This window comes from Chondromyces apiculatus DSM 436 (genome assembly GCF_000601485.1).
Classification (GTDB): Bacteria; Myxococcota_A; Polyangia; order Polyangiales; family Polyangiaceae; genus Chondromyces; species Chondromyces apiculatus.
The window spans coordinates 207,065-228,679 of record NZ_ASRX01000003.1 but is presented as its reverse complement, the minus strand read 5'-3'; the positions used below and the strand labels follow the sequence as shown (position 1 = coordinate 228,679).

Below are 21,615 nucleotides of genomic sequence, written 5' to 3'. Positions count from 1 at the left end.
GCACCTGATCGCCCAGCGATCGTCGCTTGTCGCTCGCCAGCCCCGGAGCGCGTGACTAGCATCGGCGCCTTGAGCGCGAAGAAGACCCAGAGCGCCACCGCGAAGGAAGCGGTGGTCACGACCTCGAAGCAAGCAGCGGCCAGGCCCTCGAAGCAACCGGCAGCCCCGACCTCGAAGAGAGCGGGCGCCGGGAAAGCGACCGGGGAGGAGACGTCCGTTGCAGAGGCGGCCATGGAAGGGGCTGCCCGCGTCCGTTCGAAGCAAGCTACCGCCGACGCATCGAAGAACGAGGTGCCCGTCCCCTCGACGACAGCCGCGGCTGGCGCGCCGAAGAAAGCGACGCCCGGCAAGCCGAAGGAAGCACCCTCCACCGCCTCGAAACCCGCAGCCTCCGAGCCCGCGGTCACGACGCCCGCGGTCACGACGCCCGCGGTCACGACGCCCGCGGTCACGACGCCCGCGGTCACGACGCCCGCGACGACGCCGGGCACGTGGGGCGAAAAGCTCGTCCTCGATTTCCCCACGCCTGGTCTCGCCCACGTCTTCCAGCCGCCGGGCCTCCCGCTCGTCGCCAGGAAGCCTGACCAGCCAGCGACCACCTCGGTCCTCGTCCGCGGCGGCGCCGGTACCGGCAAGACCACCCTCGCCGTCTCCGTCGCCCATGCCATCGCCCGCGCGCAGGGAGGCCTCGCGCTCTACCTCACCACCGAGGTCGATCCCTCCGAGGTGACCCACGCGGCCATCACCCTCGCCCTCGGCGACGGCGTGAGCACTCCTTGGAGCAGCGCGAGCAGCGCGAGCAGCGCGAACGGCGCCACCGCATCCCCCCTCCCGCCCGGCGCGCTGCGCACCGCCCACCTCCCGGCCACGCAAGCCGGCGAGCGTGTCGACACCACCTCGGAGCGCAAGCACGCCGCCATCAGGGCCGTGCGTGAGCTCCTTGCCGCCCGCGCCGAGGGCACCCGTGGTGCAGCGCCTCCCGGCCTCCCGGTGCGCGCCGTCGTGATCGACGCCTTCGGCCTCCCCGATCCTGCCGGCGAAGACACCGACCTCACCCTGCGCACCGCGCTGCTCTCCCTCGTCCAGTCGCTGGAGCCCCAGGGCATCTCCACCGTCATCGTCGAGGAGACGACCCCCGCGACGCCCTCCGCGTTGCCCTTCCTCACCGACGTCGTCTTCCAGCTCGACCTCGCCCCCGACCCGGACACCGGCGAGCTGCTCCGGCGCCTCTCCTGCCTCAAGAGCCGCTACAAGGCGTCCTTCCCGGGCCCGCACGACCAGGGCCTCGACGGCAGCGGCCGCCCCACGGTGTGGCCCGACATCCTCCCCGACGCGCGGCACCCGTTGTGGCCAGACGTCGCGCCGAATGCCGCACCAGACGCCACGCCGAACGCCGCGTCGAGTGCCGCACCCGAGCCCCCGCTGCCCCTGTTCATCCCGAGCGCTGGTGAGACCTACGCCATGTGCCCTGCGGGCGTCGTGGTCCTCTCTCCCACTGACGCGGAGCCCTCCCTGCTGCCCGCCTTCGAGATGACGTACGGCGCCCACCTCGCCCGGGTCGACTGCGGCCCTGCGACGACCATCACCACCGGCGCCGCCACGGATCTCACCGTGCTTCCAGACCGCCTGGGCCCCTTCGCGATCGGCTGGACCCTGCTCCGCCTCCACCGCGCCGGCCGGATCCACGCCGCCGTCTTCCGGTACCTCGACCACTTCGCAGCGCGCCCCCGCCAGAGCGCCGCCACGCTCCGCATGCTCGCGCTCCTCAAGGCAGCCGGCCTTCCGGTCTGCGTGCAGGGCCCGAGCGACGACCTGCGCCGCCTGCTCCCCGTCGCCGACCTTGCCCCCGCGAAGACCGCGAGCGCCGCGCTCACGCAGGCCCGCCCTGCCCGGCCCCTACAGTCCGCGGCGCGCTGGCTCTCCTCCTGGCCCCGCGATGGCGCACGCCCCTCCCCCCTCGGGCACCTCATGCTCTCCATGTGGATGGCGGGCACCTCGGCCGAGACCCTCGCCGCTGCCGTGCAGAAAGCTGCCGCGGCCACCGGCGCTGCAGCGCCCTCCGACGAGGACCGGCTCCTCGCCTGCGATCTCGTCGGCGACGGCGCCAGCGCGACCCGCGAGATCGGAAGGCTCCTCGCCACCTCCGCCTCCCAGCTCACCCCCGCGGCCTTCTCCGCCTTGCTCGTGTCGTGCAACCCGCTCGACGCCGCGCGCCTCCTCCTCGCCCGGCCGGAGCACCGCGCCAAGCACGCCGCGCACTGGCCGCTCCTCGCCGCGCTCCACACCACGAGCGGCGGTGACGCCGCGCTCCAGCACCTGCGCGAGCGCTCCCTTCAGGGAGACCCAGCGACCACGGTGTGCCTCCTTCGCGCCCTCGCCCTCCGCGGGCACGTCCACGAAGCGCTGCAGCACGCGCGCACCTGGACTGCCGAGAGCGCACCCCCTCCCTGGTTCTTCGCGCGCCTCCACGCCGACCTCCTGCTCGAACGGCAGGACCCTCAGGCCACGGCCGACGCAGCCCAGCGCCTCGAAGTCCTCAAGGGTGACGGCCTGATCCCCCCGCTCCACCGCGCCGAGATCGCCTACAACCTCGGCGTCGCCCGCGAGCGCCTCGGCGATCTCCCCGCCGCGCGTGACGCCTACCGGGGCGCCCTCGACTTCAACCCGGGACACCACCTCGCCCGAGCCGCGCTGGGCGAGGTGTCGTGAGGGTGTGAAGGCGCGCGGCTGCCTTCACGCCTCAGTGCACTGCAATCACTGGACGACGCTGCTCCCAGCCATCTCGCAGGTGTAATCACCATGAAATGGCGGGAGCATTTCGCCTTGCTCAGCGTCATTCTTCGCATTGCTGCGCGCATCCGAAACGAGGACAGCAGCAATGGCCAGGAGTCCGGGTCGGGTGCGCCCCGTTCGAGGTCAGCGCGCCTCTTCTAGTGCAGCGCCTGGTCTCGTGGCGTCACCGCCTCGCGCCTCACCCCGCGGCAGGTGCAGCGCTTCCCAGCTTCGACGGCGGCCCGTGCTCCTCGTCCTTGCCGCCCTCGTCCTTGCCACCTCCGGCGCCTGCCGCCTCCGCCGCGCGCGCCCTCCGCTGGGCCCTGGCCAGCACCCGCTGCTGCACGAGCTGCGCCTCGTAGGGCCCGAGCAGCTCCCGCTGCGTTGCCAGGTCGTCGCCGTAGTCGGCGAGCACCTGCGCGGCGAACCGCCGGAAGGCCTCGTGCCAGGCCGTGCTGGCCAGCTCCGTGGCCCGACCGGCGCCGCCGCCGTCTTGCCCCAGCGCGCGCCCGTAGCGCTCCAGGTGCGCGGACACGTGCTCCACCTCGGGCTGAAGTCCCAGCGCCTCGATGGCCGCCACCACCTCGTCATCTTCCAGGTGCGTCTTCAGCTCCGTGAGGTGACGCCACTCCAGCTCCATGGGCAGCCGGATGAACGTCGTCCCCGTGGGGAACAGCCGCGCCCGCAGGAAGCGCAGGCGTCCGAGCGCTTCGAGCTGCTGCGGGCCGAGCGGCACCAGCGTGTCGCGCAGCATCTGCTCGCGGGTGTCGAGCGTCCGGTCGAAGGCCGTCACCACCGAGTCGGTGGCTTGATCGACGAGCTTCGGGGGCGTACCTCGGGCGTTGAGGAGCGCCAGCGTGGCAGCGATGACCGCATCCCCGCGGGTGACGGTGGTGCTCTGAAGGGGCGTGGGGCGGAGCGCTGCCAGGATCGGTCCCAGCGCGTTGCCGACGTTGATCTGACGGTCCACTTCGAGATGCGCAGTGTCCAGCATGAGAGCCTCTTTCTTCGTAGGGCAGTGCAGGTGCTTCCAGAGAAGCGGGTTGCGAGCACGGCGACCTGGACGACGCCAGTTCATGTGAGGTGGACCGACGCGGCCAGATGACGCCGGGCTGGAGCCAGGGAGGCGCCCTGCGTGGCGTGGCCACCGGGTGCCGCTGTCTCCATCCACCCAGTCCAACGCCGGTCGAACGGATCCCCATTCCTCCCCCGTTCCACTTTTTTTGGACCCTTCGCCCGCCTCCTGCCGCCCATCCTCAGTCTTCGGAGGGCATCCCCGCGGGGGCGGTGGGTCCGGGTCACCGTCTGCATGTCGGCGGTGGGTCCGGGTCACCGTCTGCATGTCGGCGGTGGGTCCGGGTCACCGTCTGCATGTCGGCGGTGGGTCCGGGTCACCGTCCTCACATCGCGGAGGAGCCAGCCGACCCTTGTGTGAGGCACCGAACGCAGTGGTCTTGAGGGAACGGTGGGGCCCTCCAAGGAATCCCAGGGCGCGACGTCCTGCCCAGGGGCACAGCGTGGTGGCTGGCGAGAGCGGTTCGCGGGGAGTGGGGCCCCGTCGGGATTCACTCCCGGCGGGGCGAGGGGACGCGCGTCCCCTCGTGGAGACTCAAAGACCGCGCTTGCGCAGCCAGGCTTCGATGGTCTCCCGGCTTGCCTGGACCAGCTCGCGTTGCTCGGGCCAGAACATCTCGGGGAGCTGGTCGATGGGGAACCAGGTGGCGGGGTGGTAGTGGCGCCGGCTGTCGGTGGGCAGGCCGCCCTCGTGCTCGGCCAGGTAGGCGTAGTAGTGCACGGTCACCCAGCGCTTGCGGTTGAAGGTCAGCCGCCCGCGGGTGCCCAGCTCGCCGAGGAGGGTCAGCTCGTCGAGGCCGGCTTCCTCGGCGATCTCGCGCAGCGCGGCTTGCTGGGGGGACTCGCCCTCCTCGACGCCGCCCTTCGGCAGCACGTAGTGCGGGAAGTCACCTTCGCGGGCCAGGGCGATCTCGGTGCGTCCTCCGTGGCGACGCACGACGATGCCGCCGGCCGAGATGCGCTCCTTCACGCCCGGCGGCCGCACGTACCAGCTCTCGTCGATCATCCCCCAAGCCTAGTATGGCGGACCCCGAATTCACCCCGGTCTTTCGCGGGACCGGGCGCGCCCTCCCGGTGAGCCTGCAAAAGCTCGGGGGGAGGGAGGCGATCGGGTAGGAGCGGGGCGCCTGAGGTGGACCCCTGGCGTGGCGCGGGGGTGGGAGGGGGTGGGGCGCGGATCGGCTACACTTGGGGGCTGTCCATGTCCTCACCTCCACCCATGCGCGGGATCGAGGCTGCGTTCGCCAGGGTGCCGCTGCGGGCGGTCCTGGTCGTCCCCTTCGTGCTCCTCGTGGCCTTCGCGGTGGGGCTCACCGGGTACCTGTCGCTCCGGAATGGCGAGCGGGCGGTGGTCGACCTGGCGGGGCAGCTCCGGGGCGAGATCAGCGCGCGCATCCTCGACCGCATGACCTCGTACCTGGCGGTCCCGCCGCTGGTGAACCGGCTCAACGCGGAGGAGATCACCCACGGGCACCTCGACCTCGGCGACAGGCACGAGCGCGAGGTGCACTTCTTCCACATGCTGCGCTCGTTCGCGCCGGTCGGCATGACCTTCTTCGGCGCGGACAGCGGCGACTTCTACGGCGCGCGGCGCATGCCGGATGGGCGCCTCCAGGTGGTCCTGGAGGACGACTCCACCGGCCGCGCCTCCCGCTACTACGAGGTCGACGGCCAGGGCGAGCGCACCCGCGAGGCGGAGGCGTTCCCCGACTTCGATCCGCGCAAGCGGCCCTGGTACAAGGCGGGGCTCGACGCGGACGGGCCCGCGTGGAGCGGCGCGTACCGCCACTTCGTCAGCAAGGGGCTGGCCATCACCGCGGTCCTGCCGGTGCGCGATCGGCAAGGGAAGCTGCTCGGCGTGCTCGGGAGCGACTTCTTCTTCCTGCAGGTGAACGAGTTCCTGCGCGGCCTCTCCATCGGGCGCTCCGGCCAGACCTTCCTCATGGAGCGCACGGGGGAGCTGCTCGCCACCTCCACGGACGCCCCCATCTTCGTCATCCGCGGGGATCGCACCGAGCGGATCAAGGCGGCGGACAGCGAGGCGCCGCTGGTGCGGGAGACGAGCCGGTTCCTCGCCGCGCGGTTCGGCGATCTCGCGCGGATCGAGGCCACCGCGCAGCTCGACTTCGACATCGCCGGGGCACGGCAGTTCGTGCAGGTGCAGCCCCTGCACGCCGGCAAGGGGATCGACTGGCTGATCGTGGTGGTGGTGCCGGAGGCGGACTTCATGGACCGCGTCCTCGCGAACACCCGGAGCACCATCGCGCTGTGCGGCCTGTCGCTGCTCGTGGCCATCGGGCTCGGCCTGGTCACGGCGCGCCGGATCGCGGCGCCCATCCAGCGGATCGGCGCGGCCGCGGGCGCGATCGAGAAGGGCAACCTGGACCAGGAGGTGCCCCTGGCGCCAATCCGGGAGCTGTCGGCGCTGGGCCGCGCCTTCAACGCCATGGCCCGCAAGCTGCGGCGCTCGTTCGAGGACATCGCCGCGAGCCGGTCGGCGCTGGAGGAGGCCTACGGGACGCTCGCAGAGACCAACCAGGAACTGGAGCGCGCCAACCAGGAACTGGAGCGGGCCAACGAGGTGCTGGAGGCGCGGGTGGAGGAGCGCACCGCGGAGCTCAAGCGCGCCAAGGACGCGGCCGACGCGGCCAGCCAGGCGAAGAGCGACTTCCTCGCGAGCATGAGCCACGAGCTGAGGACGCCGCTGAACGGCATCCTCGGATACGCCCAGATCCTGCACCGCGCCGCGGCGCCGGGCTCCACGGAGCGCGACCGGGTGCAGGTGATCCAGCGCTCCGGAGAGCACCTCCTCCGGCTGATCAACGACGTGCTCGACCTCGCCAAGATCGAGGCGCGCAAGCTGGAGCTGTCGCCGCGGGAGGTGCACCTCCCGTCGCTCCTGGAGAACGTCGCCGAGGTGTGCCGGGCGAAGGCGGACAGCAAGGGTGTCGGGTTCCAGGTGGTGCTCGAAGGCGCGCCCCTCGCGGGGGTGCGGGTCGACGACAAGCGCCTCGTGCAGGTGCTGTGGAACCTGCTCGGCAACGCCGTGAAGTTCACCGAGCACGGGAGCGTGACGCTGCGGGTGGTGACGGGGGAAGCGCGCGGAGAGAGGGCACGCGGGGGCGCAGCGCACGCTGGTGAGGGTGGTGAGGGCGGTGAAGGCGGTGAAGGCGGTGAAGGCGGTGAAGCCGAGGTACCGGTGGGAATGCGCCGGGTGCGCTTCCGTGTCGAGGACACCGGGCCCGGGATTGCCGATGCGGATCTCACCCGGATCTTCCAGCCCTTCGAGCAGGCAGGAGGGGGAGCGCGGCGCGCGGAGGGCACGGGCCTGGGCCTCGCCATCAGCCGGCAGATCGTGGGCCTCATGGGCGGGGAGCTGTGCGTGGAGAGCGCGCCCGGCAAGGGGAGCGTGTTCGAGGTGGCCCTGACGCTGCCGGAGGTCTCGGGCGTGAGCGCGGCAGAGGCGAACGTCGCGTGGGAGACCATCACCGGCTACCGAGGGCCGCGGCGGCGGGTGCTGGTGATCGACGATCTGGCCGACAACCGGGCGGTGATCGGCGAGCTGCTCGCGCCGCTGGGCTTCGAGGTGGCGACGGCCGATGGTGGGCACGAGGGCCTGGCGATGGCGGCGCTGCGCGCACCCGACCTGATCGTGGTCGACCTGTCGATGCCGGATCTCGACGGCCACGAGGTGCTGCGGCGGCTCCGGGCGTCGGAGACGCTCGCCGGGGTACCGCTCGTCGCGTCGTCGGCGAGCGTCTCCGTGGAGAGCGTGGCGCGGAGCCGCGAGGCAGGGGCCGACGAGTTCCTGCCCAAGCCGGTGCGCGCGGCGGCCTTGCTGGAGGTGCTGGAGAAGCGCCTCGGCCTCACCTGGGTGCACGCCGACAGCCCGCCCATGAGCCGGCGCTCGCTGACCGAGGTGACAATCCACGAGGTGGAGTCCGACCTCGTGCCGCCGCCCGCCGAGGATCTGTCGCGGCTCCTGGACCTGGCGAACCGGGGGCGCATGCGCAACCTCCTCGACGAGGCGACCCGCATCGAGCAGAAGGACCCGCGCTACCACCCCTTCGCCGCGCGCCTGCGCGAGCTGGTCCAGGGCTACCGCTTCAAGGACATCGCCGCGCTCATCCGACGGTACACCGCGACCGGCGCCCCTTCCGGCTGATCGCGGGGCTCAGCGGCCCTCGTGGCGGTCCTGCCGGCGTGCGCCCCGGTTCGCCTTCGCGGCTTGCCGGGCGGCCATGGCGTGGGCGATGCCGCGCTGCAGGGTGCCGAAGGTGGGGATGCGGGACATGTCGACCTCGATGCCCACGAGGGCCCGCGCCACCTCGGGGCTGACGCCGGTGATCATGGCGCTGGCGCCGACGAGGCGGAGCGCGCGGGCGCCCTCGATGAAGCCGAGGGCGACGTCGGCGTCGATGGTGGGGACGCCGGTGATGTCGAGGATGACCACCTCGGTGCCGTGCTCGCTCACGCTGGCGAGGAGCGACTCCTGCGCCTGCTCCGCGCGCACCTCGTCGATCTCGCCGATGAGGGGGACCACCACGAGCCAGTCGGTGATGGGGATGATGGGCGCCGCGAGTTCGCGCAGGCGCCTGGTCTGCAGGGCGATGATCTCTTCGGAGAGCCTGGCGCGGTCCTCCTCGGCGCGCACCCGCTCGCCGAGTTCGCGTTCGATCTGCTCCTTGGCCTCCAGGAGGGCCGCGGCACTCCGTTCGAGCGAGAGCGTCAGCTCGGCGTGCTGCGCCTCGGCCCGTGACAGCTCGTGCATTTGCCGGGTCAGCTCATCGTTCTTCTCGCGAAGCGCGCGCGTGGCCACGACCAGAGCCAGGTGATTCTTCACCCGGAGGAGGACCTCTTCCTCCTGGAATGGCTTGACCAGGTAATCGGCAGCGCCGAGCCGGAGGCCGCGGAGCTTCTGATCGGCCGAGGCGAGGGCCGTCAGGAAAATGACCGGGATATGGCGCGTCGCCGGGTTCTCCTTGAGGCGCCTGCACACCTCGAACCCATCGAGCACCGGCATCAGCGCATCGAGCAGGATCAGGTCCGGGGGCTCGTAGCGCACCCGTTCGAGCGCCATCTCGCCGTCGCTGGCGGAGGCGACGTCGTACCCCTCGATCTCGAGCAGCTCCGAGAGGAGCTGAAGGTTCACCGGGTTGTCGTCGACGATGAGAATGAGCGAGGCCGCATGCTGGCCGGCTACGTCGTCGTCATCCTTTGGCGTTGCGTGGACCATCGCGAAGGTTGACCTTCCCAGACGAAGGAACCATCGTCAAGCTCCGGGTAAATTCTCTCGTGAAGCCGCCCGAGGTTCCCCAGAGGTTCGCGATTGCATGGACCGCGCTCATTCCATGCGCATGAATCAACCCTGAAGAACGTTTGATTGCTGGCCATTCGCCCATGGGTAGCTATGGTCGCCACCTCGGCGTCACCGACCGCGGATTGTCCGTGCGCCCCGGTGATGGTGAGTGAACTGGCTGGAGGCCAGGTGCGATGCGCAATCGCTACGACCAGTATGCGAAGGACGCCCTGTGCGCGCTCATCGCCCCTGCGGGTCCCACGGAATCCGAGAAGGAAGTGAGCCTGGACGCGCAGCGGATCGATCTCTACTTCGAGCCGGATGACGCGCGCGCTCCGGCGCTGCGGCCTCTGGGTCTGCTGGGGCGCCGGAGCGACGCTGCGGCGGGCCATCGCAGCGCTACGCACGCTGTCGCCCGACACCCTGGAGGTCCGGGTGTTCCTGCCGATCATGCTACGCTACCGGCTGACGGTGCCGGCGAACCTGGATGAGCAAACGAGCGGAGACAGGGAGTTTCTCATGAGCACGCAGGACGCGCTGGAAATGTGGGAGCAGCAGGTGCTTCAACGCGGGCTGGAGCAGGGGATGGAACGCGGGCTGGAACGCGGGCTAGAGCAGGGGATGGAACGCGGGCTGGAACGCGGGCTGGAACGCGGGCTGGAACGCGGGCTGGAACGCGGGCTGGAACGCGGGCTAGAGCAGGGGCTGGAACGCGGGCTAGAGCAGGGGCTGGAACGCGGGCTGGAGCAAGGGCTCGCGGCGGCGCGCCAGGCACTGCTCATGCTGTACGAGGTGCGCTTCGGGATGGTGTCACCGTCGCTCCGGGCGCGGGTGCAAGGCATGAAGGATCCCGAGGTGCTCATCCGGTGGTGCGAGCTCGTCGGCCGTGGCGCGCGCGAGGAAGTCGAGCAGCAGCTCGGGTCTGGCTGAAGAGTTGACGGAAAAGCGGCGCGAGCGGCCCGCGACCGAGCGCGTCACTGTCGGTACGTGAACCCGCGCGGGGTGCGCTGCGCTGGCCCTGGGACTTGTCCCGGGCTAGCGTACGCGACGGACCCGCGGGACAGAGAAGCTCGATGCGCGCCGGACAGCAGATTACGCCTACGTTGAAGCTGGTCCGCCCGCTGGCGGAAGGCGCGATGGGCAGCCTGTGGGTCGCCGATCATCAGATGCTGGGCATCCGGGTGGCGGTGAAGTTCATGTCGCCTCAGGTCGCTGCGGAACCCGATCTGGTGGCGCGTTTTCAGCAGGAAGCTCGGGCTGCAGCGCGCATCCGCAGCCCTCACGTGGCGCAGGTGTTCGACCACGGCGTCGTGGACGATGGATCGCTGTGCATCGTGATGGAGCTGCTGGAGGGGGAGAGCCTCGGGCGGCGCCTCGCGCGGGTGGGTACGCTGCCGCCCGAGGAAGTGACGAAGATCGTCGTCCAGGCAGCGCGAGGGCTCGGCAAGGCCCACCGGGTCGGGGTCATTCACCGCGACATCAAGCCCGACAACCTGTTCCTGACCGACGTCGACGGCGAGCTGTTCGTGAAGCTGCTCGATTTCGGCGTGGCGAAGCAGCGCTCGGGAGATGGCGACACGGGAATGACGGCCACGGGGATCATGCTGGGGACGCCGCTCTACATGAGCCCCGAGCAGTTCGTGAGCGCGAAGCACGTGGGACCGCAGGCGGACCTGTGGGCGCTCGGGGCGGTGGCGTACCACGCCCTGACCGGCAAGCTGCCTTTCTCCGGCAAGTCGCTCGGGGCGCTTGCGGTGGCCGTGAACGAGGGAAAGTTCACGCCGCCGAGCGCGGTGAACGCAGGGTTGCCCCAGGCCATCGATGTCTGGATGGCGAAGGCGCTGCAGGTGGATCCTGCGCGTCGTTTCGCGTCGGCAGGAGAGATGGCCGATGCGTTCGTTGAGGCGGTGCGCGGGCCAGGCGTGGGGCAAGCAGGAGGCGTGGCAGCCGGGGGGGCGTGGGCACCGCAGATGGCGCCCGGGAGCGGCGTGCAGCAGGTGTCGCACGGGGGCGGTGCGCTGCGCGCGTCGCACGGGGGGGGCGCACTCCAGTCGTCGCATGGCGGTGGTGCGTCGCATGGGAGTGGTGCGTCGCATGGCGGTGGTGCGCTGCCGGCCGTGTATGAAAGCGATGAGGCGTCGGACGGAGGCGTCACGGTGCAGATGGTGCAGGGCGCCGGTGCGCCGCCGGCGGCGCAAGGGCCCGTCGCGCCAGCGCCCCTGGTTGCAGGCGCAGCAGCGCAAGCCTCGCCTGCGGGGACGGGTGGAAGGTCGGACGGCGCCATTGATGGCGAGGTGAAGGCGGCGATCGCGGCGTGGAAAGCGGCGCAGGGGCCAGGGCCGACATCCGCGTTCATGGCCGGCGGCACCATGCCCGTCGCCGGCGCGCCGCCCGGGGGTGGAGCGATTGCCGGAGGGCCAGGGGCAGGCGGGCCCGGAGCGGCGTTCGGTCAGGCGATGACGCCCGGGCTCGGGAGCACGACGCCGCTCGGCGGTGCTGCGCCCGGGTTCGGAGGCACGACGCCCTTTGCGGGTGCGGGGCCTGGATCCGGGGGCACGCTGGACCTGCATGGGGACAGGGGGGCGGGGGGGGGAACGCTGAAGGGGTTCGGGGCGACCAGGGCCGGGGAGAGCACGCTCCGGACGCCACTGCGGGTCGCGGCGATTGCGGTGGGGGTGGCGCTGGCGATCGGGGGGATGGTGCTCGCGGTCTCGGGGCTGGTGGCCGACGGTGCGGATTCAGGGCCGGAGGGAGCGCCCTCGGTGATGCCTCCGGAGGCGGGCGCGGGGCCCGGAAGCAAGGGAGGCCCGCAGGGTGGAGAGCATGCGCCGTCGGCGGGTGACACGGCCCCCAGGGCAGAGGACGGGGCATCGGCTGAGCCTCGCCAGGGGAGTACGCCGCCGGGGAGTGCGGCTCCTGGGAGCGCGCCGCCGCCAGCAGGGAGCGCTTCGGCGCAGCCGGGCAAGGCGCCTGCGGAGGTGCCGCCGCGGCCGGGGTCGCGCAGGAAGACACGGGAGGACGATATTGGCTTCTGAGGGAGTCGGGAGGGGCAGGGGAGCCATGCGCGGGTGGCGTCTCGGGTGGCGTCGCGGATGCGCGCTGACCGCGGTGGGGCTGGCCCTCCTGACGGCTGGAGACGCGCAGGCAGCAGAGCCGACGGCGAGCGATCGGGAACGCGCGCGCTCGCTGCTCCTGGAGGGGCGAGAGAAGCTCGACGCAGGAGATGCAGCGGCGGCGGTGAAGGCGTTCGAGGCGGCGCACGCGATCATGGGGGTGCCGACGACGGGGCTCGATCTGGCGCGGGGGCTCGCGGCGATGGGGCGGCTCATCGAGGCGCGGACGACGGCGCTGGACGTGGTGCGGACGGCGCCAGTACCGCGGGAGCCGCGGGCGTTCACGAATGCGCGGAAGGAGGCGGAGACGCTGGCGGAGGCGCTCGCCAGGCGGATCCCGTCGCTGGTGATCGAGGTGAGCGGGCCTCCGGAGGGGAAGGCGTCGGTGACGGTGGATGGAGCGGCGGTGCCCGCGCAGGCGCTGGGGCTTTCATGGAAGGTGGATCCGGGGGAGCACGTGGTGGTGGCGAAGGCTCCAGGCTTCGGAGAGGCGTCGCAGTCGGTCGCGGTGGACGAAGGGTCGTCGTCGCCCGTGAAGCTCGTGCTGCAGGCCGGCGAGGGCGATGAGGGAGGCGCAGGCGAGGGTGGGGGGATCCCGGCGTGGGCGTGGGTGTCCGGGGGCGTGGGGCTCGCGGCGCTGGGGGTGAGCATCGGGTTCGCCGTCGATTACGCGGCGGTGCGCAGCCAGGTGGAGGAGGACTGCCCCGATCAGGTGTGCGATCTCCGGAGATACGATGACGCGGCGGCGGCAGGGCTCGGGAGCCGGTGGAACCGGGATCTGGGGCTCACGGTAGGGTTCGGGGTGGCGGCTGCGGCCGGGCTGGGTCTCGCGGTGTACGGGATCGCCTCGGCGTCAGGCGCGCCTTCGGAGCCGGAGGTGGCAGTCTCGCCGTGGTTCGGGAGAGGGGCCGGGGGCTTGACCGTGGGAGGCACCTTCTGATGCGCGCGACGCTGCTGGGGATGGGGCTGGGCGCGGGCCTGGGCGCGCTCGGGTGGGGATGCGCGCCGGAGCTCACGGCGGGGTGTCCCGAGGGGCTCGTGGCCTGCGATGGGGCGTGCGTGGAGGTGTCGAGCGACGCTGCCCATTGCGGGGTGTGCGGGCACGGGTGTCTGGGCGGGGAGTGCGTGGAGGGGACGTGTCAGCCGGTCCTGCTGGCGACGGGGCCGACGCGCGCGTTCGACCTGGAGGTGGACGCGACGAGCGTCTACTGGACGACGCTCGGGCCGGCCACGGGATCGGTCGGGGACGTGAGCTCCGTGCCGCGCGAGGGCGGGGTGTCGATGACGCTCGCCGCGGATCAGCTCGCGCCGCGTGGGCTCGCGCAGGACGCGGAGAACCTCTACTGGGCGAACCTGAACGGGACCACGGTGATGCAGATGCCGAAGGGCGGCGGGGAGCCGGTGGTGGTGGCGAGTGGTCAAACCGCGCGCGACGTGGCCGTGGCGGGCTCGACCCTCTACTGGACCAATGACGGGGGCTCCGTGATGCGGATGGCGCTCGGCGCGAGCGGGATGCCAGAGATCCTGTTCGAGGGAGACAGCGGCCCGGACGGGATCGCGCTGGGCGAGGATCACGTCTACTGGGTGAACCGGAACACGGGGGAGGTGATGCGGGTGCCGCGCGATGGCGGGGGGCCCGGGGAGCTGCTCTTCACCGGAGGCGTGGAGCCCACCGACATCGCGGTGGATGCGACGCACGTGTACTGGTCGGACGTGGAGACGGACGAGGTGCTGAGGATGCCGCTCGAAGGAGGCGCCGGGACGGAGACGGTGATCGCCGAGGGCGAGCGCAGTCCGTTCGGCGTCGCCGTGGATGCGTCCCACGTGTTCTGGGTGAGCCATGACTCGGGAGAGGTGAACCGGGCGCCCCTCGGGGGAGGTCCGAAGGAGGCGCTGGCGCGGGGACAGGACGGGCCGCGGCGGATCGTGGTGGACCAGGGGGCCGTGTACTGGACGAACCACGAGGGCGGCGAGGTGCGGGTGGTGGCGAACCCGCCCTGACCCGTCCACGGCAATGGCGCGCATTTCCGTGCGCAATGCGGCTTCAGGGACATGTGCATCGGGGAGACACCGCGTCGCTCACAGCGCCGACCCGGACGCCAGTCATCAGGCCAGTTATCCACAGGATTTCGGGGGGTTGCGGGCCGAATCTGCACACGAAAGGGGCCTTGCGTAACGCAATCGCACGTCCGCCCGGTCAGTAATGCATTCGGGCGCGCTCGGGGCGTGGTTTCTGTGGTGTCGCATGCATTCTGCTCGCCGCGGAGGCCTCGGAATCATTCCGCGACACAATCGTCAGCACGATTCGACGCCGCGATCCGCCAGGCATGCCCTTCGCTAGAACCGATGCAGCCGCCGACGCATTGAAGCGCGATCGTCGAGGTGGCCGTCAGGGGTATTCGAGGACGGGGATTTCCCGTCGCCGGCGGTCACGAGGTTACGCGCGTCACGCTATCTATCTATTCGCGAGTTCCGGTTCGAGGCGCGTCTTCAATGTGCGGTGGTGGCCAGAGCTCCGTCGATGGAGCCGAGGCGTCGCGTGCGCGGGCGGCCGCGGCGCGTGTGCAGAGAATCATGCGGAAATGCAGGGGGGAATTCTCATGAAGAGCATCATCAGCCAGGGTTTCATTGCAATGAGTGCTGCCGCCATGGTGTTTGCCGCGACGTCTTCCGCGAGCGCGACCGGGTCGTCGACCGCGTCGAGCACGCCGCTCCCGAGCACTCCGACCCCGAGCGCGCCGCTGCCGCCGGTCGTCGACGGGGACGACTGGATGATGCCCTTCGCGTGCGGCGCCGGGAGCGCCGGGGGCCTCCTCGGATCGCTGCGCAACGTGGTGACGAAGACGCTGCAGATCCAGGCGCTGAACCAGGTGAACGTGGAGAACATCTGCCTGGTGAACGTGCACGATGTGCTGAACGGCAATGTCCTGAACCTGCTGAACTACAGCACGCTCCTCGTGAACAACCTGGTGAACGTGGGCGTGCTGCAGAACGTGCTGTCGAACATCGACGTGATCGACTCGTTCGGGAACGTGCTCAACTTCAACGACTTCATCGACATCGGTGACATCGTGATCACCGACATCGTGTCCACGGAGCTGGACAACGACGGCACGATGTTCGTGTTCTACGAGTGACGCCCGGCTCCCGCATTCCCGCCAGTCGCCACCCCCATTGCCCCTGCCCCGCGCGGCGCCGCGCGAAGGGCAGGGCCGGGTGAGGTGAGGCGGGTGAGGCAGGTGAGCTGCGCAGGAGGCGGCCACCGGGCGGTGTGAGGTGTGTGGGGGCGCCCGGGAGCTGCGTGACCTGGACCATGCGGCCGGGGGTGTCCTCGTCCGCAGGTCGGAGGAGGCGCGACGCCCCTGGAGCACCAGGGTCGCCACACCTGCGCGCCTGCGCGCCTGCTCAAAGGGTACGTTTCACGCATGTTTCGCGAGGGACGAGGGGAGGGGACCGCGCTCTGGCTGGAGCAGCCAGCGCCGATGGACTACCCTCCGCCGCCGTGCCGCGCCCGGTTTCGCTCGCCCTGACCCTTGGCGTCCTCGGCCTCGCGGCCGCAGGCTGTGGCGCGCCCGCGCTTCCGGATCCGAAAGAGGCCGTGGAGGCGTACGCAGCCGCTGCCGCGAAGGGTGACGCCGACGCGATCTACGCGATGCTCAGCGAGAAGGGGCGGCGGTCGCTCTCCAGCGCGGAGGTGCAGCGCCGGGTGCAGGAGGAGCGCGCGGAGCTGCAGGATCAGGCACGCAGCCTCGGAGCCGCCGCGGTGGTGGTGAAGACGCGGGCGCGGGTGCGGTACGCGGACGGGGAGATCGCGACGCTGGAGTACGATCCAGCGACGCGTGCCTTCCGGATCTCCGCGGCCGACGCGCTGCCGGCCGGGGCGCGGACGCCGGAGCAGGCGCTGGAGCAGCTCCGGCGGGTGCTGGCGCGGCGGAGCTACGCGGGGCTGCTCCGGGTGCTGACGCCGGCGACGCGGAGCGCCATCGAGGGTGAGCTGCGGTCCCTGGTGGAGGGGCTGACGCAGCCGGAGGGGCTCTCGGTGGAGGTATCGGGAGACTCGGCGAGCGTGCAGGTGCCCGGCGGGCACGAGGTGAAGCTCCGGCGGGAAGGCGGCGTATGGCGCGTGCAGGATTTCGATTGAGCCTCCACCGGCGGGAGGTGCTCGGCGCCCTGGCTGCGGCAGGTGCGGGGATCTTGCTGCCCCGAGAGGCGCACGCGTTCGGTGAGGAAGGCGCGTTCAACCCGCGGCCGCTGCTCACCGGCAAGGCGCGCTGGGAAGGGGTGCGGACCACGGCGCCAGGGCACTGGTCGGTGGAGCTCGAAGGGCGCACCAGCGCGCCCGCGCACCGCTCGCCGCGGCCGGTGAGGGCCGACGAGCCGGTGCTCCTGGCCGAGCCCTTCGTGCTGTGGGGAGGCGACGCAGATCTGCCTCCGCTCACGGAGCGCGAGGTGAGCGGGCTGCGCCGGTTCATCGCGCTCGGGGGGATCATGCTGGTGGACGACTTCGCGCCGGAGACGGGGGCCTTCACCCGGGGCGCGAAGCGGGAGCTCGCGCGGGTGATCCCGGAGGGGGCGGTGATCCCCATCGGCGCGGAGAACGTGGTGTTCCGATCGTTCTACCTGATGCAGCGGGCCGTGGGCCGGGTGGAGGGGCCGGCGCAGCTCCAGGCGATCGTGCGCGGGGGGCTGCCTCAGGTGATCTTCTCGGCGCACGATCTGTGCGGCGCGCTGGCAGAGGGCGAGGGCGGGCCGAGCGTGGCGATCACGCCGGGGGGCGATCGTCAGCGGGAGCTGGCGGTGCGGCTGTGCGTGAACATCGCGATGTACGTGCTGTGCTCGAACTACAAGGACGATCAGGTGCACGCGCCGTTCCTGATGCGGCGGCGGGCGCCGGGTGACGAGGGTGGGTCGGGCAAGCCTGCGCCCAGGCCTCCGGGGAGGCCGTGAGCGAACGCTTTGCCCTGACGGGCGATCTCTCGACGACGGTGGTGGTCATCGCCTGCGCGCTCGCGGCGCTGAGCCTCGGGCTGCTCGGGGCAGAGCTGTGGCAGCGACGAAAGGTCGCGAAGCGCGCGGTGCTGCTGGCGGTGTCGGGGGTGGTGGCGGTGCTCGGGCTGCTGCTCGCGGTGCTGCGTCCGGTGGCGGTGACGTCGCGGGGGCACACCATGGGGCCACGTGTCGTGGTGCTGACGGACGTGTCGCGTTCGATGGATCTCCCGGGATCAGGGGGGACGCGGCGAGACGCTGCGACGCGAGCGCTGGAGGCGATGGCGGGGCGCTCCGGGGTGCGCTTCAGCGTGTTCGGGTTCGGGGAGGGGGCCCCGGTGCCGCTGTCGCGTGGAGCGCGTGACGCGCGTGATGGAGAAGGCACCCAGGGGAGCCGGGCGCCGGAATCGGGAGCCTCGGGGCAGGGCGCGGCGGGCAAGGCGGGAGCGACGCCTGGGGCTCCTGGCGATGCGCGGCTGGATCCGCGCGGGGGCACGGGGGCGCAGGAGGACGTCCCGATCGGCGCCGCGGTGGCGGGGGTGAGGCCCGCATTGCGCTCCGATCTGGGGGCGGCGCTGGAGGCGACGGCCCGGGCGCCCGACGAGCGCCCGGCGGCGATCGTGGTGATCTCGGACGGGCGGCTGGATCGGCCCACGGCCGCCGGGGCCGCGGCGGAGACGCGCGCGGCGCTGGAGCCGCTGTCCCTGGCCAGCGAGGCGCCCGGTGGCGGCACCGGGTTGCCGCCGGTGCACACGCTGGCGGTGGCGACGGAGGGGCCTCCCGATGCGAGCGTGCGCGCGGTGCGGGCGGCAGGTGCTGCCGTGGCACACCAGCCAGTGACGCTGCGGGTGGAGGTGGGGTGCTCGGGGGGGCTCACGTGCGAAGGGGCGCTGCCGATCGCGGTGCGCGAGCTGCGCGAGGAGGGGGAGCCGACCCTGCTGGCGAGCGGCGAGTCGCGCGTGGACGGCGGTCAGGGGACGGTGGAGCTGCCGATCACGCTGGATCGGGCAGGGACCCGGATCCTGGAGGTGAAGCTCAAGGCACCGGACGGCGACAGGCTGCCGGAGAACGACACGCGCTACGTGGCGGTGGACGTGGCGCGCGACAGGATCCGGGTGCTGCACGTGGCGGGGCGGCCGACCTACGACGTGCGGGCGCTGCGGATGTGGCTGAAGAGCGATGCGTCGGTGGACGTGGTGGCGTTCTTCATCCTCCGGACGCCGACCGACAAGGTGAAGGCGCTGTCGGACGAGCTGGCGCTGATCCCGTTCCCCGTCGACGAGCTGTTCAACGTGCACCTGCCGAGCTTCGACGCGGTGGTGCTGCAGGACTTCGACGCCGAGCCGTACGGGCTGACGAAGCACCTGCCGTCGCTCGGGAGGTACGTGGATCGGGGCGGTGGGCTGATCATGGTGGGCGGCCCCGACGCCTTCGTGGGGGGGCACTACGGTCGAAGCGCGGTGGCGCGCGTCCTTCCCGTCAGCCTGGACATCGGGGAGGCGCAGGCGTCCGACCTGGCGTCGTTCACGCCGCGGCTGACGCCCGCGGGGCAGGCGGCACCGGTGCTCAAGCCGCTGCTGGATCTGATCGGCCCTGAGCTGCCGGAGATGCCGGGGACGAGCGTGGTAGGCGAGGCGATGCCAGGGGCGAGCGTGCTGCTCACCCACCCCGAACGAAAGACGCCGCGGGGAGCCCCGATGCCGGTCCTCGCGCTGGGCGAGCACGGGAGCGGGCGGACCATCGCGCTCACGGTGGACGGGTCGCACCGGCTCCTGTTCAGCGCCTTCGCGCAGAGTTCTGCAGGGCGGGCTCACGGGGCCTTCTGGGACGCGCTGCTGGGCTGGTTGATGCGCGACCCGCGGTTCGAGCCGGCGACGATCGCGCCGAAGGGCGGCTGCATCGCGGGGGAGCCGACGACGCTCGTGCTGAGGACGCTGGGGCTGGGCACGGGGCAGGCCGAGGGAGGCGAGAGGGGTGACCAGGGAGGCCCGGGGAACGGCGCGATCGGCGGCGCGATAGAAGCGGTGGTGACCATCAAGCGGCTCGGATCGGCGGCGGTGGTGCGGACGCTGCGGGCGAAGGTGCGCGAGGCGGGAGAGGTCGTCGAGCTGCCCGCCGGGGTGCTGGAGCCAGGGGGCTACGCGGCCACCGTGGAGGTGGTGCAGGCAGGTGCGGAGGAGGCCTCTGCGGGAGGGGCGGCGCCGGGGACGCTCAGCAAGGGTCCGGCGACGCGGCGCGATTTCGCGTGCGAGCGGGGAGGGGAGGAGTGGGCAGACTCGCGGCCCGACCCGGAGCGGCTCAAGGCGATCGCGGATGCGACCGGTGGGAAGGCGCTCCTCGCAGCGGACGCAGAGAAGCTGCCGCTCCCCGAGGGAACGCAGGTGCTGGCCGAGCGTCAGGTGAGCGCGCTGGCACCGCCGTGGGTGTGGACGCTCATGGCGGCAGCCGCGCTGGGGCTCCACTGGATCACCCGGCGCAGAGCGGGTCTGGCCTGAATAGCGAGTGGCGGTGGTGACGTGACGGCTCTTCTTGATACGGTGAGCCTGTGATGGGAGCCTTGAAGCGGGGGATCGGTGCGGCGCTGCTGGTCGGGTTCGTGGGAGCCGCCGGGTGTGCGCCCGAGGTCGACCAGGTATTCGGGCTGAACCCCGCGGCGGGCGGCGCAGGCGGCGCTGGTCAGGGCGGCGCTGGCCAGGGCGGCGAGGGCGGGACAGGGCCGTGCATGACGCCAGCGCACTGTCCGGTGCCGGTGAGTCAGTGCGAGAGGGCGGTATGCACGGACGGGGTGTGCGGGATCGAGCCCACGCCCGCGGGGGCCCCGAGCCGCGATCAGCTCCCCGGCGACTGTCGCATCGTGGTGTGCGACGCGGAGGGCAACCTGGTCCTGCAGAGCGACGACACCGACGTGCCCAACGACACGCTGGACTGCACGCTGGAGAGCTGCGTCGACGGGGAGTTCGTGGTGCAACCCGCCCCGGCCGGGACGCCCTGTGACGATGGCGGCGGGGTGACCTGCGACGACGAGGGGCAGTGCGGGGGCGGGATCTGCGGGGACGGGCTGCTCGGGGTCGGCGAGCAATGCGACGATCAGAACGACGACAACACCGACGCATGCCTGGACACGTGCGTGTTCGCCTCCTGCGGCGACGGGTTCGTGCGGGCTGGCACGGAAGCCTGCGACGATGGGAACCAGAGTGACACGGACTGCTGCTCGACGGCGTGCGAGCCGACGGGCCTGTGTCCGGCAGAGCAGGAGCCGAACGACACCTGTCCGCCCGGGGGGACGCCGCTCGCGCCCGCGCCCCAGGTGGTCGTGCTGGGATCGATCCAGCCCGCCAGCGACGAGGACGTGGTGGCCTTCACCCTGCAGTACACGTCCGACGTGCGCATCGAGACCTTCAGCGGGAGCGGGGTCGGCACGTGTGGCGGCGGGACCGACACCGAGGTCACGCTGCTCGGCGAGGACTGCGCGACGGAGATCGCGGGCGACGACAATGGAGGCCAGGGCAACTGCTCGCTGCTCGATCCGGCGAGCACCCCGGCGATGGTCGGCCTCCAGGCGGGGACGTACCACGTGCGCGCGAGGGGCACGGGAGCCGACGAGATCCCGGCGTATGCCCTGGCGATCACGGTGGTGTCGGCGTGCGGCAACGGGGTGCGCGAGGGGCTGGAGCACTGCGACGACGGCAACGAGGTGGACGGCGATGGTTGCTCCGCGCAGTGCCGGGCGGAGGACGGGGTGGTGTGCACGAACGAGCCTCCGCCGAGCGTGTGCGCGCCGGCGGAGTCCCAGTGCAACGACGGGGTGGACAACGATGGGGATCTGGCGATCGACGACGCCGACACGGACTGCGCGCTCGGCGTGGCCATGAATCCCTGCGCGGCGGGGGAGTCGCTCCACGTGTACCAGTCGAGCGATGTCCCGGAGAGCGTGCTCGATCAGAGCACGGCCACGAGCGAGATCCTCGTCGCTCAGGAGGGGACCGTGACGCGGGCGGTGGTGCAGCTCTGGATCACCCACACGTACGATGGCGATCTCGACCTCTTCCTGGTGTCTCCGGCGATGACGCAGATCGATCTGTCCTCGGACAACGGGGGGCAAGGCAACGGCTACCTGGGCACGCGCTTTGACGACACCTGCGCCACGCTGATCACGGCGGGGATGCCACCCTACGCGGGCTGCTTCCGGCCGGAGCAGTCGCTGTCGGCAGTGAACGGGCAGGGCCCCATGGGCACGTGGACGCTCCGGGTCAGGGACGGCGCGTCGGGTGATCAGGGGGCGCTCACGGCGTGGTCGCTGGGGCTCTGCGTGGCTCCCTGAGGTCGAGCTTCCGGGAGACAGCGCTGGCGGAAGGCGACATCCGCCGCGTC

14 protein-coding genes are annotated in these 21,615 nt (G+C 71.8%); 11 read left to right on the top strand and 3 right to left on the bottom strand.

What is annotated here, in order from left to right; genetic code table 11:
* Positions 1–69: 69 nt before the first annotated feature.
* On the top strand, positions 70–2,709 hold the full coding sequence (locus CAP_RS02590; protein ID WP_044235592.1) for a hypothetical protein: 2,640 nt from the start codon (positions 70–72) through the stop codon (positions 2,707–2,709).
* 262 nt (positions 2,710–2,971) lie between these two features.
* Here the strand turns inward: CAP_RS02590 and CAP_RS02585 are convergent, their stop codons facing one another.
* Positions 2,972–3,766, bottom strand: a complete 795-nt coding sequence (locus CAP_RS02585) for a hypothetical protein (RefSeq protein WP_044235590.1) — start codon at positions 3,764–3,766, stop codon at positions 2,972–2,974.
* A gap of 615 nt (positions 3,767–4,381) precedes the next feature.
* A complete protein-coding gene (locus tag CAP_RS02580; protein WP_044235587.1) occupies positions 4,382–4,852 on the bottom strand; it encodes an NUDIX hydrolase in 471 nt (156 codons plus the stop codon).
* Between the two features lie 213 nt (positions 4,853–5,065).
* On the opposite strand from CAP_RS02580, the gene CAP_RS02575 reads away from it, so the two are divergent.
* The gene (locus tag CAP_RS02575) at positions 5,066–8,011 is read left to right on the top strand and encodes a hybrid sensor histidine kinase/response regulator (RefSeq protein WP_044235585.1); all 2,946 of its coding nucleotides are present in this window, start codon (positions 5,066–5,068) and stop codon (positions 8,009–8,011) included.
* A gap of 9 nt (positions 8,012–8,020) precedes the next feature.
* On the opposite strand, the gene CAP_RS02570 is transcribed toward CAP_RS02575, so the two are convergent.
* Positions 8,021–9,082, bottom strand: a complete 1,062-nt coding sequence (locus CAP_RS02570) for a response regulator (RefSeq protein ID WP_044235583.1) — start codon at positions 9,080–9,082, stop codon at positions 8,021–8,023.
* Between the two features lie 384 nt (positions 9,083–9,466).
* On the opposite strand from CAP_RS02570, the gene CAP_RS51840 reads away from it, so the two are divergent.
* The 9 genes from CAP_RS51840 to CAP_RS02525 all read left to right on the top strand — a co-directional run bounded on the left by CAP_RS51840 (position 9,467) and on the right by CAP_RS02525 (position 21,565).
* A complete protein-coding gene (locus CAP_RS51840; RefSeq protein ID WP_052373989.1) occupies positions 9,467–10,075 on the top strand; it encodes a FliH/SctL family protein in 609 nt (202 codons plus the stop codon).
* A gap of 173 nt (positions 10,076–10,248) precedes the next feature.
* Complete coding sequence (locus CAP_RS43575) at positions 10,249–12,180, top strand: serine/threonine-protein kinase (protein ID WP_052373988.1); 1,932 nt, start codon at positions 10,249–10,251, stop codon at positions 12,178–12,180.
* A 25-nt stretch (positions 12,181–12,205) separates the two neighbouring features.
* Complete coding sequence (locus tag CAP_RS02555; RefSeq protein WP_156040430.1) at positions 12,206–13,198, top strand: peptidase associated/transthyretin-like domain-containing protein; 993 nt, start codon at positions 12,206–12,208, stop codon at positions 13,196–13,198.
* Positions 13,198–14,259, top strand: a complete 1,062-nt coding sequence (locus tag CAP_RS02550; RefSeq protein ID WP_052373986.1) for a hypothetical protein — start codon at positions 13,198–13,200, stop codon at positions 14,257–14,259. The genes CAP_RS02555 and CAP_RS02550 overlap by 1 nt, the downstream gene beginning before the upstream one ends.
* Before the next feature lie 599 nt (positions 14,260–14,858).
* Positions 14,859–15,395, top strand: a complete 537-nt coding sequence (locus CAP_RS02545; protein ID WP_044235581.1) for a hypothetical protein — start codon at positions 14,859–14,861, stop codon at positions 15,393–15,395.
* A gap of 365 nt (positions 15,396–15,760) precedes the next feature.
* Positions 15,761–16,399: a hypothetical protein gene (locus tag CAP_RS02540; protein WP_044235578.1), complete on the top strand. Its 639-nt coding sequence runs from the start codon at positions 15,761–15,763 to the stop codon at positions 16,397–16,399.
* A complete protein-coding gene (locus CAP_RS02535; protein WP_044235576.1) occupies positions 16,396–17,205 on the top strand; it encodes a DUF4159 domain-containing protein in 810 nt (269 codons plus the stop codon). The genes CAP_RS02540 and CAP_RS02535 overlap by 4 nt, the downstream gene beginning before the upstream one ends.
* Positions 17,202–19,739: a glutamine amidotransferase gene (locus CAP_RS02530; protein ID WP_044235574.1), complete on the top strand. Its 2,538-nt coding sequence runs from the start codon at positions 17,202–17,204 to the stop codon at positions 19,737–19,739. The genes CAP_RS02535 and CAP_RS02530 overlap by 4 nt, the downstream gene beginning before the upstream one ends.
* Before the next feature lie 53 nt (positions 19,740–19,792).
* Positions 19,793–21,565 (top strand): DUF4215 domain-containing protein, encoded by a 1,773-nt coding sequence (locus tag CAP_RS02525; protein WP_044235572.1) that lies wholly within the window; start codon positions 19,793–19,795, stop codon positions 21,563–21,565.
* The last annotated feature ends 50 nt before the right edge of the window (positions 21,566–21,615 follow it).